Raw genomic sequence first — 15,837 nt, forward strand, 5'->3', positions numbered from 1 at the left:
ATTAACGCTCTGTTTGTTTCGCTTCTTCCCATAAAACATCTAACTGTTCTAATGATAAATCTTTCATCTCTTTATTCATTTCAGCTACTTTTGCCTCCATGTATAAAAAACGACCAGTAAATTTCTCATTAGTTGAACGTAACGCCTCTTCTGGATCTATTTTGTAATGACGAGCTATATTAACAAATGCAAATAGTAAATCACCAAACTCACCCAGCATCTTTTCCTCATCCATATTTGTAACCTCTTGTTGGAACTCTTGCCATTCTTCCAAAGCTTTCTCTATCATCGGTTGCACATCAACCCAATCAAATCCAACCTTACCAGCTTTCTTCTGAATTTCATAGGCGCGTAGTAACTGTGGCAAACTTTTTGGAACGCCATTTAAAACAGATTCTTTCACGAATCCTTTTTCTTGTTTTTTAATTTCTTCCCAATTTGCAATCACTTCATCAGCGCTGTTTACATCCGTATTTCCAAACACATGCGGATGGCGACGAACCATTTTCTCAGATAGAGTTCGAATGATATCATCTATAGAGAACCAACCTTCATCTTCTCCGATTTGAGCATGAAGCATAACTTGTAATAATATATCACCTAATTCTTCTACTAAGTGATCATCATCCTCTTCATCGATTGCTTCCAACACTTCATAAGCTTCCTCAATTAAATATTTCTTTAATGATTGATGTGTTTGCTTTTTATCCCACGGACAACCATTTGGACCACGAAGTTCCGCAATAATTTCTCTAAGAACATCAAACTGTTGATACAAGGACGCACGCTCCTGAACTGGCGGCACGTACACACTCGTTAAATTATTCAATTCCGTTTCATGATCTAACATGTACAACGGTACCTTCTTTACTTGTTCAAATGAAGTTCCTGCAGCTGTTACGATATACACTTCATAATCATCTGGTAACATCTCCATTAATGTTAATTTCACATCAGATGCAACGAATGCATCATATACTTGGCAAAAGATTAAATGTTGACGCAGTTCTAATTGCCCTCTTTCAAATGATGTAGCATCAAGTAATTGGAATCCTTCAATCGGATCAATCTTTAGACTTGCAAACATAGGATCAAGGAAACTTTGTCCACCCTCAATTCGCACTTCAACATTTGAAACTTCTCCTTTTTCTAACAGCAGCTGAACTGTTCTTTCTGCTACAAGTGGATGCCCGGGAACAGCATAGATAATTTCTGTACCTTCAGCTTGTTCTAGCAATTTATTCGCAATTGTTTCATATACAATTTCAAACGTATCATGCGCTTCATATACAGCATCAAAAGACGTATATTGTACGCCTTCTTTCTCCAATTCTTCTATAACTGGATGTTCCTTCGTTCTAACAAACAGATGGTCTGCTTCTTTTATTTTTCGATATACACCCATCGTTAGCTGATCTAATTCACCAGCTCCTAAACCTAAAATAGTAATGATTCCACTCACAACCAGTCACCTCTATCCACTCTTCTTCAATGAACCTTCTTTTTTCTCTTGTTTCATAACGGTTCCTAATTCTTTTTTTGTAAATACACGTAATTTCAAAATAAAAAACATATATGTCAATCCGCCGATGGCTACACCTAACAACGCTTCAAGCGTCGCGCTTCCTCTATGTTCCGTATTAATTACTAATCCAGACATCTGTAACACACGTGTGAACATCATTAATACAAACCCCATACAGATACCACTAATTACTATCCCTAACATATTTCGCTTATTGATAAGTGACCCTGATACAGCTCTCGTAAGCAACAAACTATTTAATCCAGAGATTATAATTAACGCACATAAAGTCGCAAAAGCTGCACCTTTCACACCAAAATAAGGCATGAATATATAATTTAACCCTAACTTTAAGCAACCTCCAAATACAACAAATAACGCTGGCTTAAACGTTTGCCCTAATCCTTGTAAAATAGAAGCTGTCGTAATTGACAATGAACTAAATAAAATAGATAACGATAAAATAGATAAAACATCTGATCCATCACTGTTTTCAAACAACATAATATTGGTAGGTTGAATAATACAAGTTAGTCCAATAGCTGCTGCAAGTCCAATAACAAATGTTATTTTCATTGCTAACTTTACCTTTTCTTGAATAAAGGAAAGATCTCCTCTTTCCTTCGCCGCTGTAATAATCGGAATAAGTGACAACGAGAAAGAAGTCGTCACAACAGTACCTAATTGCATTAGCGGAATACTTCTATCATAAACACCCTTTAATACCTTTGCATTTTCAGCCTGTTCTCCCGCACCAATAAGTAAGCTGTAAAAGGACACTGAATCAGCCATCTGTATAAAAATAAGCACTAAATTACTAACACAAATCGCTAACCCCTGCCAAAAAAGGATTTTAACTATCTTCCTTTTACCCTTAATTCTCGCTGCACTTTTGAAGAATATAGAACGAAAATCTTGACGCATATACAATATAAGTACAATAATCCCAATAAGTCCACCCGCAATTGAGCCTAACATAGCCCCTGCACCAACTGTATATAAATCAAATCCGTGAGCAATTAGGAATAGTGATAAAAATACAATAATAGAAACTCGAATTGTTTGTTCTATTACTTGCGAAACAGCCGTTGGCATCATATTATTAAATCCTTGAAAATACCCTCTTGCTACAGACAAAAATGGCATCAATAAGAATGAAAATGAAATAACACGTAGTAACTTATCTAAGTGTATATCGCCCATAGCTACCGCAATTGTTTCGGCCCCAAAAAACAATGTAAAGAAGCCTATAAAACCAATTCCTAATAAGAACCAAAAAGATACACAAATAATTTCTTCTGCTTCTTTTTGTTTTCCCCGCTCTAGTCGTTCTGCAACCATTTTCGAAATGATAACAGGAAATCCATAAGTAGCTAAAATTAAACAAAATCCATAAAACGGGTAAATTTGTTGGTAAATATAAAACCCAATATCCCCCGCTATATTTTGATATGGAATACGGTAAAAAGCGCTTAATACTTTTGTAACGAAACTTGCAATCGTTAATATAATAGCCCCACGCCAAAAGGCTTGATACTTCTTCGCTTCCATACAAGAAAACTCCTTTTTCTATTCTCACCTCTCGTATTATATCATAAAGAAAAAAACAAACTCCCTTACCAACACGGGTAATAATGAGTTCCTAAATGTTAAAAATATTCAACGAAAAAAGGTAGCAAAGTGCTACCTTCATTCAATATACATATATCTCCAAATAATTGATTTCTCAAAAAGAAAGATCATAATTAGGAAAGATTGCTACTTCTAAAATCAATATACCCTTACTGTTCCATTTGTTTCGCTAAGAAACTGGCAGCAGTATTAACCGCTTTATGCTCGATCTCGCTTATAATGGCTTCTTTTGAAAAAATAATGACGGCTCCAATCGGATCCCCGTTTGCAACAATCGGTCCAACTGTATAAGAATGAACCTTTTCTGTTACACCATCAATAATGGAAATATCACTTTCATCCGTCATAATAACAGACTTTCGTTCTTCCATCGTTTTTTCAATTAGATCGCCAACACTTTTATTTAAGTATTCTTTTTTCGATACGCCTGATACTGCGATGATAGAATCTCGATCACACACAAGCACATTATGTCCTAAGCTGTCATATAAAGCATCAGCATATTCTTTCGCAAAATCACCTAGCTCACTAATTGGAGAATACTTCTTTAAAATTACCTCTCCATCGCGATCAACAAATATTTCTAGTGGGTCTCCTTCTCGAATACGTAAAGTTCTACGAATTTCCTTCGGGATTACTACCCTGCCTAAATCATCAATTCGACGTACGATTCCAGTTGCTTTCATTCTAATGCTGCCTCACTTTCTACTGATGATCAAAGTGGTGAATTTACCTGTTCATGTAAAAATCACCAACTGTTAGACATAGTATTTTACACATTAGTTCTTCTATGCACGTCGAATTGTATTTTTTTATCTTATTTTAGGCATTTATTACTTCTTTTTTTACATCTGGTAAGCCTTTTAATAAATTTTCAGCAATTGTTAACCACTTCGATGTCTCTAAGCCATTTGTTTTCATAACAATTTTCAATTGTGATCCTTCCATTCCTAAACCGATCATACGTCCAAAACTATTTCCGAGCATGAATAATTTTCCACCATCAATATTTTGACTTGCTTGTTCAGAAAATAGGAATGTTACTTCAAATTTATTCTGCTTAATTAATTCAATTTGTTCTTTCATTGCCAACACTTTAATATTTGCAATTTGTAATAAATAACCAACTTCTTGTGGATAATCGCCAAATCTATCGATCATTTCTTCCTGCAATTCTTCAATATCCTCAATTGCAGAAACACCTCTAAATTGTTTATACATCATAATTTTTTGCTTACTATCTGAAATATAAGCATCTGGTAAGTATGCATCTACCTCTAAGTCAATTTCAACATTAACTATATTTTCAGCCCCATCTGTTCCTCTACGCTGTTCAATTGCATCTTTTAACATTTGCGAATATAGATCAAATCCGACAGAATCAATAAATCCATGCTGTTCTGCCCCTAACAAATTACCTGCTCCACGAATAGATAAATCTCTCATCGCAATTTTGAAACCAGATCCAAGTTCCGTGAACTCTTTAATTGCTTGTAGACGCTTCTCTGCAACCTCTGACAGCACTTTGTCACGTTTATATGCAAAGTATGCATACGCAACACGATTAGAACGTCCAACACGCCCACGAAGCTGATACAACTGTGATAATCCCATACGATCTGCATCAAATACAATTAACGTATTTACATTCGGAATATCTACACCCGTCTCAATAATTGTTGTACTTACAAGAACATCATGCTGTCCTTCTAAAAATGATAGCATAACAGACTCTAATTCGCTTTCGTTCATTTTCCCATGTGCGTACGTTACGCGGGCATCTGGAACTAACATCGAAATTTCATCTGCTTTTCTTTCAATATCCTCTACACGGTTATATAGGAAGTAAACTTGACCACCTCTTGCAAGCTCTCGCTCTATTGCCTCTCGCATTAACGCTGGATTATACTCGACTACATAAGTTTGGACTGGGAAACGATTTTCTGGTGGTGTCTCAATAACAGATAAGTCGCGCACACCAAGCATAGACATATGAAGCGTCCGCGGAATCGGAGTTGCCGTTAATGTTAATACATCAACATTTGCCTTCAATTGTTTAATTTTTTCTTTATGTGTTACACCAAATCTTTGTTCTTCATCAATAATAAGAAGCCCTAAATCTTTATACGTAACATCTTTAGATAAAATACGATGTGTTCCGATTACGATATCTACTGTTCCATCCTTTAAGCCCTTAATTGTTTCATTTTGTTGTTTTCTCGTACGGAATCTACTTAATAAGCCTATATTGATCGGATAATCTTGAAAACGCTCTCGAATTGTTTCATAGTGTTGCTGCGCAAGAATCGTTGTCGGTACTAAAATTGCAACTTGTTTTTCATCCATAATTGCTTTAAATGCCGCACGAATAGCCACTTCAGTCTTTCCATACCCTACGTCACCACAAAGGAGCCTATCCATCGGGCGTCCGCGTTCCATATCTTTTTTAATCTCGTCAATAGAACGTAACTGATCCTCTGTCTCTTGATACGGGAAAGAGGATTCGAACTCTTGTTGTTCTGCCGTATCTGGCGTATATGCATAGCCTTTTGAAGCTTCGCGCTCAGCATATAGTTTAATTAGGTCATCCGCAATGTCTTGTACAGATTTTTCAACTTTCGTTTTAACCTTTTTCCAATCATTACCGCCTAATTTATAAACTTTCGGATCCTTACCTTCAGATCCTACATATTTTTGGACTTGATCAATTTGTTCAATTGGAACGTATAGCTTATCATTACCTTGATATTTAATATTTAAATAATCTTTGTGAACACCATTAATCTCTAATGTCTCAATACCTAAAAATTTACCTATACCATGATTTACGTGAACTACATAATCTCCAACTTTTAATTCCGAATAACTTTTAATACGTTCAGCATTCGATAACTTTTGTTTACGTTGTGATTTTTTAACTTTCTTATGAAAAAGCTCCTTTTCAGTAATGACAACAAGCTTTTGCATCGGCATTTCAAATCCTGCATGTAAATCACCTACAGCAATTTGTAACCTTCCAGGCAATAAGATATCTGTACCTTCTACAATATCTGCCTCAATATCATAATCACTTAAAATATGTTGTAATTTTTTCACACGTTCATCATCTGTTCCAAGTACAACAGTCGTAAAATGTCCTTCATTCCATCTATCAATTTCTGTTTTTAACAAATTCATCTGTCCATGGAAATCTTGCATTGTTTTACATGTTACATTAACAATATTTTGCGGATGTGTGTGTGCGATATGACGCAAGAATAACGTTAAATATACAAAACTTCTTTTTTTATGATGAAGAAACCCCTCGAATGGGTGAGAGAAAGATAAATCTTGAATAATTGTTCCTTCACCAAGAAGTGATATATACCATTCCGCCTCTTCTGTTTCAAGATGCGATGCTGTTTCTTGAATACGCGAAATCTCGTCTAAAATTACAACACCGTCTTCTGGTAAATAATCTATCAGACTAGCAGGTTCTTTATAGAAAATAGATAAGTATTTAAAAATCTGTTCTATACTTTGCCCGTTTTTCAACATCTCAATTTCATGACTTACCGTCTCAAGCACTGTAGTCTTTAGTTTATCATCAGAAAGTTTTTGCATCGTCTTAGTTAAACCTTCTTCAAGATGCTGAATTCCTGATTTTAATTCTTCCTGTGAAAATAAAAACTCTGTTGCCGGACCAAACCTAACGCTTTCTTTTTTACCTTGAGAACGCTGTTCATCCACATCAAATAATCGAATAGAATCGACTTCTGTATCAAAGAATTCAATACGAAATGGTAGTTCTTCAGTTAAAGGATAAATATCTAATATTCCCCCACGCAAACTGAACTCCCCTGGAGCTTCTACCATCGACTTACGTTCATAGCCAATATGATGTAAAGTATGCAAGAGCGCATCTAAATCAATCTCTTGCCCTAGATTGATTTCAACTTGCTTTTGCTTCCACAATTCTTTTATTGGTAAAAATCTACGCAATCCTGCCACTGGCGCTACAATGATTCCATTCTCTCCCGCAGCCAAGCGATTTAACACTTCTATACGTTGCGCCTTCAATTCTGGACTTGCAACCCCAATTTCCGATGCTATCAGTTCATTCACTGGATATAGCCACACATCTTTTTCACCAAGTAACGCCACTAAATCTTCATGTACTTTTTGTGCTTGGTATAAGTTATGTGTCACGATTAATTGTGATTTTTTTGTTTTTTTATATAAAGCCGCCATTAATAACGAACGAGAAGACGTTGCCATCCCTGATATAAGTTGTTCTTTTAACCCATCTTCTAATCCATTAATAACCGATTGTATCTCTTCATTTTTATAAAATTGCTCTAATAAACCTATCATTTTTAAAACTCCTCTCAACATAAAGAGCAAGTCATTCTATTTTATGCAAATATTTTGGAAAAGGAAAACAGAAAAATGCTTTGGACATGCCAAAGCGACAACATTTTATTGCAGAAATTTTTCATACTCATAATACTCAGGATAAGATGCGAGCGTTTCTTGACACGATTCACAAATCGTTTTTATATATATATTTCCATTCTCATGAAAATGAATCATTTCTACTACTTCTTGCTCTGTTAGTTGAAATAAAACGTCGCTATATACTTTTTCTGCGTTAATGGAGCCTACATTACCTCCGCAGTGTCTGCAATAATAATACCCTTCCATACTAGCCTCCTAAAAATTCAATTACTACTAGTATGGGTAAAACAAAAGAGAAATATTCCCAATCTCATTTTTAACTATTGAAAGTATTCATGATTTGGAGAAAAGGCTTATTTAGCCACTCTTCACATGCATCCGCTGCTTTTTCAATAGAATGGTTAACATCCGGAATCTCTTCAGATGTAAAGCGTCCTAATACATAATCGACTACCTTCATTCCATTTTTCGGGCGATCGATTCCCATACGGATACGTTGAAATTCTTGTGTTCCTAGGTGCGAAATCGTTGACTTTACACCATTATGTCCACCAGCACTACCTTTCATGCGAAGACGCAATTTACCTACAGGAATGTCCAAATCGTCGTACATAACAACGAAGTCCTCAACATCAATTTTATAATAATCCATGAGTGGACGAATACTTTCCCCAGATAAGTTCATGTATGTTAGCGGCTTTAATAAGATTACCTTTTCTCCATTAACAAACCCTGCACCAAATACACCTTTAAATTTTTGTTCATTCAAAGAAATGTTCCAACGCTTCGCAAGTTCATCAATGGCCATAAATCCAATATTATGCCTTGTTAATTCATATTCTCTACCTGGGTTCCCAAGTCCTACTATCAATTTCATTCTTGTACCACTACTTTCTTTTTTCGATACGAAAAGACGTAACCAATTTTGGTTACGTCTCATTCTATCCAATTAATTGAATAATACACTCACAGATTCTTCTTCGTATACACGAATGATTGCTTCTCCGATTAATGGAGCAACTGAAAGTTCATGTACTTTGTCGATTTTCTTCTCTTCTGGTAATACGATAGAGTTCGTTACAACTAACTCTTTAATATTTGAATTTTGAATACGCTCAATTGCTGGACCAGATAATACTGGGTGTGTACAGCAAGCATATACTTCAGAAGCACCGTTCTCAACAAGAGCGTTTGCTGCTAATGTAATTGTACCAGCTGTATCAATGATGTCATCAATTAAAATCGCTGTTTTACCTTCAATATTACCGATAATGTTCATTACCTCTGATACGTTCGGGCGAGGACGACGCTTATCAATAATAGCGATTGGCGCTTTTAGACGATCTGCCATTTTTCTTGCACGAGTTACACCACCATGGTCAGGAGACACGATTACGATATCTTTAAGACCTTTTGTTTCAAAGTAATCTGAAAGAATCGGTACACCCATTAAGTGGTCGATTGGGATATCAAAGAATCCTTGAATTTGTGGAGCATGTAAATCTAGAGTGATTACACGAGTTGCACCTGCTGTTTCAAGCAAGTTTGCTACAAGTTTCGATGTAATTGGTTCACGAGAACGCGCTTTACGGTCTTGACGCGCATAACCATAGTAAGGAATAACAATATTAATTGTTTTCGCAGATGCACGTTTTAATGCATCAATCATAATAAGTAATTCCATGATATGTTCGTTTACTGGGAAGCTTGTAGATTGAATAATGAATACATCGCAACCACGGATACTTTCTTCAATGTTAATTTGAACTTCTCCATCACTAAAACGATCAACAGAACATTTTCCTAGCCCTACTCCAATATGCTTTGCAATCTGCTCAGCAAGTTCCTTATTAGAGTTTAAAGAGAATACTTTCAAATTAGAATTTAGATATTGAGTCGACATCTAGATTAACCCTCCACATTATGATTTTTTCTTATTCAGCAATTGATCAACATAGTCTTCTTTGTTAACTTGACGTGCACGTGCTACCGATAATGCTTTTGATGGAACATTCTCTGTAATTGTAGAGCCTGCTGCCACATAAGCACCATCTTCAACTGTTACTGGAGCAACAAGGTTTGAATTACATCCAATAAATACCCCATTACCAATCACAGTTTTGAATTTATTCTTACCGTCATAGTTCACCGTAATTGAACCACAACCAAGATTCACGTCTTCTCCAACTTGTGCATCCCCGATATAACTCAAGTGTGAAGCTTTACTTCTATTACCAAAGACAGTTTTTTTGATTTCCACGAAGTTTCCAACGCGTACTTCGTCTCCAATAACTGAATCTGGGCGAATATGTGCAAATGGACCAACCGATACTTCTGTACCAAGCTTACTATCATGTACAGTAGATTGTCGAATTGTCGTACGATCTCCAATTTCACTATCGCGAATTACTGTATGCGGTCCAATTTCACAATCAGAGCCAATTACAGTGTTCCCCTCAATAATTGTTCCTGGATGAAGAACTGTATCACTACCGATAACTGCATCAGCAGAAATATAAGTGTTACTTGGATCAATAATTGTAACACCGTTTACCATGTTCTTTCGGTTGATACGGTTTTTCATAATAATTTCCGCTTGCGATAGAGCGACTCTGTCGTTAACACCTAACGTTTCGTCGAACTGCTCTGTTTGATAAGCTGATACGATATGACCTTCATTTTTTAAAATCTCAATAACATCTGGAAGGTAATATTCACCTTGCACGTTATCATTTGAAACTTTAGAAAGTGAAGCAAATAAAGCCTTATTATCAAAACAATACGTACCTGTATTGATTTCTTTAATAGCTAATTCTTTCTCATTTGCATCTTTATGCTCAACAATCTTTTCAACATGACCATTCTCATTACGAACAATACGGCCATATCCAGCAGGCTCTTCTATGTATGCTGTTAGCACCGTCGCCATTGCTCCTGCTTCTTTATGTTGCTGAAGTAATGCTTCCATTGTTTCAGCAGTTATTAGAGGCGTATCACCACAAATAACTAAAGTTGTTCCTTCTTCATTTGCAAGTACACTTGCAGCTTGATCTACAGCATGTGCTGTACCAAGTTGTTCTGCTTGTAATGCAAATTCACTTACGTTCCCTAGCTGTTCTTGTACCATTTCAGCACCATGTCCAACAACCGTTACAAGTTTCTGCAATCCTAATTGAGATACTTGATCGACTACGTGTTGTACCATAGGTTTTCCACATACAGGATGCAGCACTTTGTATAGCTTAGACTTCATACGTGTGCCTTTACCTGCAGCTAGAATCACTGCAAATCTGTTTGACATATAGACCCTCCATCGCAACCTATTTATCCATTAAAGATATTATCCTAAATCATCATATATTTCAAGAAACACATTTTAACTATTAAATTTTACCATAATTCTTATAAGATGTTTTACTCTTTAGTATCTTTTTTAAGAAATAAGCTATACTATTTAAAATGATTTTGAAAAAATTAGTAGTTTCTTCTTTTTATGTTAATAAATTATGCAGTTTCCAAATATAAAGCAAAAAAAACAAACCCCTGTAAATGCTTACAGGAGTTTGCTACAAAATTATAAGGCTTTTTGTCAAAAGCCCTTTTCATTCGAATTTTACGAAGCACCCGCTTCTTCAAACTCAACCTCTTCTAACTCGCCTAAACGATGATACTCTGTTAAAACCGCATCTTGAATTTTAGAGCGTGTACCAGAATTAATTGGATGTGCAATGTCACGGAACTCTCCATCTGGAGTACGTTTACTTGGCATTGCTACAAATAATCCATTATTACCATCAATTACACGAATATCATGAACAACAAATTCATGGTCTAGAGTAATAGAGGCAATTGCTCTCATGCGGCCTTCTGTGTTTACGCGGCGTAATCTTACGTCAGTCACTTCCATCTTGTGTTCACCACCCTTTTCTAAATAAGCGATATATTTGTATAAATTCCACAAATTTTCTATTTTCCCTTTAATTTTTTAAAAATTTTTAAGATAAAAATTTTTAAAGTAGTTGAATATAGAGATTAGTGGAGGTTATCGCTTACAAAAGGTTACTTAACTAGGGCGATTACTTCAATTTCAACGGAAACATCTTTCGGTAATTTTGCTACTTGCACACAAGATCGAGCTGGTTTATGAGTAGAGAAATAAGAGCTATACACTTCATTCACAGCATTAAAATCATCCATGTCCTTTAAAAATACTGTTGTTTTTACGACTGTATCAAATGAAGCACCTGCTTCCTCTAATACCGCTTGTAAATTTTGAAATACTTGTTCTGTTTGTACTGTTACATCTCCTGTTACAAGCTCCCCATTTGCCGTCAATGGAATTTGTCCTGAGCTATAGAGCATGTTATTTACAATAATCCCCTGTGAATAAGGTCCAATTGCTTGTGGTGCCTTGCTTGTTTGAACAACTTTCATACTTTTCACCCTTTTATTATTTATTTTACTCTTTAAAAATAGTGTACGAAAGGCAGTTTGTCCATCTATTTTATAATCTATAAATAAAATAAAAAAAGATAGAGCTATCTGCTCTATCTTTTATTCCGCCTCTACAAGCCCTTCATCAAATGGCGCAAGAGAATAATTCCCTTTTTCCACTTGAATCGTTTTTTCTTTCACATCAACTTCCGATAGACGAATTAATGATACAAAATTATTAATTAGTCGTTCTTCAATATCTGTGGATTCTACTAATACACCAATACCAACAACATTAGCCTTGAACTCTTCTAACATACTCATCATACCTTGAATTGTTCCGCCAGCTTTCATGAAGTCATCAATAATTAAAACATTCGACCCTTCTGGAAGACTGCGTTTTGCTAACGTCATTGTTTGAATTCGTTTAGAAGAACCCGACACATAGTTAATACTAACAGTCGGACCTTCTGTTACCTTATTATCTTTCCTTGCAATTACAACTGGTACATCTAAGTAATTTGCCACTGCATAAGCAAGTGGAATCCCCTTCGTTGCCACCGTCATAACTGCATCAATTGGTTGCCTAGCAAAAACAGAAGCAAACAAACGACCTGCGCCATTAATATGGCGAGGATTACTCAATAAATCTGTCATGTATAAGTAACCGCCAGGCAAAATACGATCTGGGTTTTCAAATAAGCCACAAAGCTCATCAATAATTAGATCTGCCTCTTCTTCACTTATATACGGTATATATTTCACTCCTCCTGCTGCTCCTGGTATCGTTTGCAATGTGCCGACCCCTTGTTGTTCAAACGTTTGCTTAATAATAACTAAATCTTCACTAATGGAAGACTTAGCCGATTGATACCTTTCAGCAAAAAAAGTGAGAGATACTAGCTGACGAGGGTTTTGTAGCAAGTAATAAGTCATATCGACTAATCTTGTACTTCTTCTAATTTTCATACTCTCACCTCAAATCACGAATATTCTAAACAAATCATAACGTATTATACGTCTTTATTCAAGCGTTTCTCGCTCTCCTAATAAACGTACCGCATAGACTTGTTCACAAAATCCTTTTAATCCGTTATAAATGCGATGCATTCGTGAATCATGGTGTACAAGTCCAAATACAGTTGGACCACTTCCACTCATTAATACAGCATCCGCTCCAAATCGCTTCATCTGTGATTTAATACGGGCAACTTCAGGATGCATTCCAAATGTTACATCTTCTAAAACGTTACCAACAGTATCACAAATTCCTTTATAATCACCAGAATTTATGACATCAACCATTTTATCTACATTCGGATGTGTAACTCGATTTAACTTTAAATTTCCATACACATCAGCAGTAGATACACCTATATGTGGTTTCGCTAAAATAACCCAACAAGAAGGCGGAGTCTTTATATGCTCAATTTTCTCTCCTCTTCCAGTGGCAATTGCTGTGCCTCCGTATACACAGAACGATACATCTGATCCAATTTCTGCGCCAAGCTCTGCTAACTCATCAATTGTAAGCCCTAAATTCCATAATTTATTAAGACCACGTAATGTGGCTGCTGCATCACTACTTCCACCTGCTAATCCAGCTGCTACTGGAATCGTTTTTTCAATAGTAATAGATACACCTTTTTTTACATTAAACTTCTCTTTTAATAATTTCGCTGCCTGATAAGCTAAATTTCGTTGGTCGTCTGGGACATACCGATTATGGGATAAAATTTCAATACGGTCTTCTGCTAATTCCGTTAGTTCTAGACGATCTGCTAAATCAATGGTTGTCATAATCATTTTCACTTCATGATATCCGTCTTGTCTTTTTCCCAGTACATCTAACGACAGATTAATCTTTGCTGGTGCTTTCACTAGTAGCTTCAATCTATTCACCCACTCTATGTACTCAATCTTTTATCGTTTATTTTACCATAAATTTATAGTAAGACGATGACACTTCCCTAATTATAACGAAAAGCATTCAGAATGAAACTACTTATGTAAAATGATGGCACCTTTTAGAGTACAAAAAGCCGAGGAATGTCTCCTCGGCTACCGTAGCATAGAAAGTATCTTACAACTACTGGTTTCGTTTCATTAATTGCTGTTCTGCAATTTCTATAGCACGTTTCACCATGTTACCAGCATCTTTCGCACGAATTCCGCCCCATCCTTCTTTCTGAACAACATCATAAAAGCCAAGCTCTTTTGCTAGCTCTTCTTTAAATTGGTTTGACATGACACCTCTTCGTCTACTCAATGCAGAGTCCCTCCTTATTTTGCTACGGTATAGTTAGTATGCAAAATAATATAGCTTTTCATTTATGGGAATATATGTAATGATATACGGATTATAAAATGACCTCATTATGAGGGTCTCCATAAAATGTTAACTCTACTGTCTCTGTTAAAACATCTGCATAACTATAAGATACACGTTGCAACGCATCTTCTTGTTGATCTAATTGTACAACAAAAACGGAACGGTATGTTTCTGCTAGTACACCTGATTGCTCCACAGTTTTTCTTCTTCCACTATTTGCTTTTAACATAAGTCGCTGTCCAAGATGGTGATCTAATTCGCTTTTAATTTCATCTAAACGTTTTGACATATACTTCGCTACACCTCGCTGTAATTTAGATTGAACACTTAAAGCACGATATATCTATCCTAATTATTAACCGCGATTCACAGCTAATATCATCCTGCGTTTGAATAGATAGAAGAAATACTATATTGTAAAAGTATCATTACGTAGTCTGCACGTTCTTACCTCTTTTTATCCAAATTCATTTAAATCCTTCCATACAAAAAAGCAAGATACATATGTATCCTGCTTACTCTTCGTAATGTTGAAAAGGTAATCCCGTTCGTAAAATCCCTCTCGTTTCAATTCCACCTAGTCCCTTTTCACCAGTAATTGTATTACGTACGACATCCCATACATTGACTCTCTCCATAAATGAAGTAAAACTAATTTTACCAACTACATATACAGGATCTAGTGCATGAATATTAATTCTAGATGGTGAACTAGCGAAATTGGCCCCTGCACGAATTAGTGCCTCAAAATGTGATTGACATGCCCCAGCAAAAATAACAAGTTGATCCAATGATGGATATTTTTTTCGCACTTCACGAACAGCCTGTACAAAATGTCTTGAATGCCTATATGCCGCTAAATCTCCCTTCACTCCTTTTGATTTTGTATATGCATCATGCCCTGTAATAACGAGAATGTCTGGGCGAAAGTGATCTATTAAGTCTACTACTTTTTCATGCATCTCCGTTTCTTTACAATGAATACCTTGAACAGGAACGCCAATTTTATTATATAAATCTAAGCACTTGCGCAAATATAAAGGGTCTCCATCTATATGCAATACACGTCCCGGCATTTGAAAATAATTCACCTCACTTGTGTATCCACCAGTTGAAGTATGTTCATGCCTTTGTTTCATCAGTACATAATCTTGTTGAAACAAACGATACGTGCGCTCCATTGTTTCTTTCTCACGCTTCACCCTTTTTTTATGTTCTCTTTGATCTATACTAATTAAATCTTCAAGTGGCGCATCCGCCACCAATCTAATTTCCTCTCCAAACAATATAGCTATCTCGCCTTTTATTTCTATAATACGAAAAAGAATATCCCTCTTATGAGAATATCGTTCCACTAATTCTCCAACATGTAAAACCATTCTCCTACCTCCAAACTCATTAGGCCATCTTACCTGTTTTTAAAGTATGAATTTAAAGAGAGAAAGGTGACAAAAGGGACAGTTCAACTTGAACTGTC

The 15,837-nt window shown here is 35.9% G+C and carries 15 protein-coding genes; all 15 read right to left on the bottom strand.

Going from position 1 to position 15,837, the window contains the following annotated elements:
- Position 1: 1 nt before the first annotated feature.
- Positions 2 to 1,462 carry a nucleoside triphosphate pyrophosphohydrolase gene (gene mazG / locus ACTFO4_RS28595; protein WP_000014239.1) on the bottom strand — a complete coding sequence of 487 codons (1,461 nt, stop codon included), beginning with the start codon at positions 1,460 to 1,462 and terminating at the stop codon, positions 2 to 4.
- 12 nt (positions 1,463 to 1,474) lie between these two features.
- Complete coding sequence (locus ACTFO4_RS28600) at positions 1,475 to 3,076, bottom strand: putative polysaccharide biosynthesis protein (RefSeq protein ID WP_103621431.1); 1,602 nt, start codon at positions 3,074 to 3,076, stop codon at positions 1,475 to 1,477.
- A gap of 230 nt (positions 3,077 to 3,306) precedes the next feature.
- Entirely contained in the window at positions 3,307 to 3,843 is a 537-nt protein-coding gene (gene spoVT / locus ACTFO4_RS28605; protein WP_000648302.1) for a stage V sporulation protein T, read from the bottom strand.
- A gap of 136 nt (positions 3,844 to 3,979) precedes the next feature.
- Positions 3,980 to 7,510 carry a transcription-repair coupling factor gene (gene mfd, locus ACTFO4_RS28610; protein WP_440014556.1) on the bottom strand — a complete coding sequence of 1,177 codons (3,531 nt, stop codon included), beginning with the start codon at positions 7,508 to 7,510 and terminating at the stop codon, positions 3,980 to 3,982.
- A gap of 105 nt (positions 7,511 to 7,615) precedes the next feature.
- Entirely contained in the window at positions 7,616 to 7,840 is a 225-nt protein-coding gene (locus ACTFO4_RS28615; RefSeq protein ID WP_000399438.1) for an anti-sigma-F factor Fin family protein, read from the bottom strand.
- Between the two features lie 70 nt (positions 7,841 to 7,910).
- Positions 7,911 to 8,471: an aminoacyl-tRNA hydrolase gene (pth, locus tag ACTFO4_RS28620; RefSeq protein ID WP_000767702.1), complete on the bottom strand. Its 561-nt coding sequence runs from the start codon at positions 8,469 to 8,471 to the stop codon at positions 7,911 to 7,913.
- A 72-nt stretch (positions 8,472 to 8,543) separates the two neighbouring features.
- Positions 8,544 to 9,497, bottom strand: a complete 954-nt coding sequence (locus tag ACTFO4_RS28625) for a ribose-phosphate diphosphokinase (protein ID WP_000107420.1) — start codon at positions 9,495 to 9,497, stop codon at positions 8,544 to 8,546.
- An 18-nt stretch (positions 9,498 to 9,515) separates the two neighbouring features.
- Positions 9,516 to 10,895, bottom strand: a complete 1,380-nt coding sequence (gene glmU / locus ACTFO4_RS28630; RefSeq protein ID WP_000071041.1) for a bifunctional UDP-N-acetylglucosamine diphosphorylase/glucosamine-1-phosphate N-acetyltransferase GlmU — start codon at positions 10,893 to 10,895, stop codon at positions 9,516 to 9,518.
- A gap of 312 nt (positions 10,896 to 11,207) precedes the next feature.
- A complete protein-coding gene (gene spoVG, locus ACTFO4_RS28635; protein WP_000454041.1) occupies positions 11,208 to 11,501 on the bottom strand; it encodes a septation regulator SpoVG in 294 nt (97 codons plus the stop codon).
- Between the two features lie 152 nt (positions 11,502 to 11,653).
- Positions 11,654 to 12,028 carry a RidA family protein gene (locus ACTFO4_RS28640; protein WP_017674247.1) on the bottom strand — a complete coding sequence of 125 codons (375 nt, stop codon included), beginning with the start codon at positions 12,026 to 12,028 and terminating at the stop codon, positions 11,654 to 11,656.
- Positions 12,029 to 12,148: 120 nt separating this feature from the next.
- Positions 12,149 to 12,997: a pur operon repressor gene (gene purR, locus ACTFO4_RS28645; RefSeq protein ID WP_000702466.1), complete on the bottom strand. Its 849-nt coding sequence runs from the start codon at positions 12,995 to 12,997 to the stop codon at positions 12,149 to 12,151.
- Between the two features lie 54 nt (positions 12,998 to 13,051).
- Positions 13,052 to 13,921 (bottom strand): 4-(cytidine 5'-diphospho)-2-C-methyl-D-erythritol kinase, encoded by an 870-nt coding sequence (gene ispE / locus ACTFO4_RS28650; RefSeq protein WP_000772104.1) that lies wholly within the window; start codon positions 13,919 to 13,921, stop codon positions 13,052 to 13,054.
- Between the two features lie 196 nt (positions 13,922 to 14,117).
- Positions 14,118 to 14,297, bottom strand: a complete 180-nt coding sequence (gene sspF / locus ACTFO4_RS28655) for an acid-soluble spore protein SspF (RefSeq protein ID WP_002094215.1) — start codon at positions 14,295 to 14,297, stop codon at positions 14,118 to 14,120.
- Positions 14,298 to 14,388: 91 nt separating this feature from the next.
- Positions 14,389 to 14,649, bottom strand: a complete 261-nt coding sequence (gene veg, locus ACTFO4_RS28660; protein WP_000044347.1) for a biofilm formation stimulator Veg — start codon at positions 14,647 to 14,649, stop codon at positions 14,389 to 14,391.
- A 226-nt stretch (positions 14,650 to 14,875) separates the two neighbouring features.
- A complete protein-coding gene (yabG, locus tag ACTFO4_RS28665; RefSeq protein ID WP_000242868.1) occupies positions 14,876 to 15,739 on the bottom strand; it encodes a sporulation peptidase YabG in 864 nt (287 codons plus the stop codon).
- Between the last annotated feature and the right edge of the window lie 98 nt (positions 15,740 to 15,837).

Source organism: Bacillus cereus group sp. MYBKT14-1 (assembly GCF_051915185.1).
In the GTDB taxonomy this organism is placed as follows: domain Bacteria; phylum Bacillota; class Bacilli; order Bacillales; family Bacillaceae_G; genus Bacillus_A; species Bacillus_A cereus.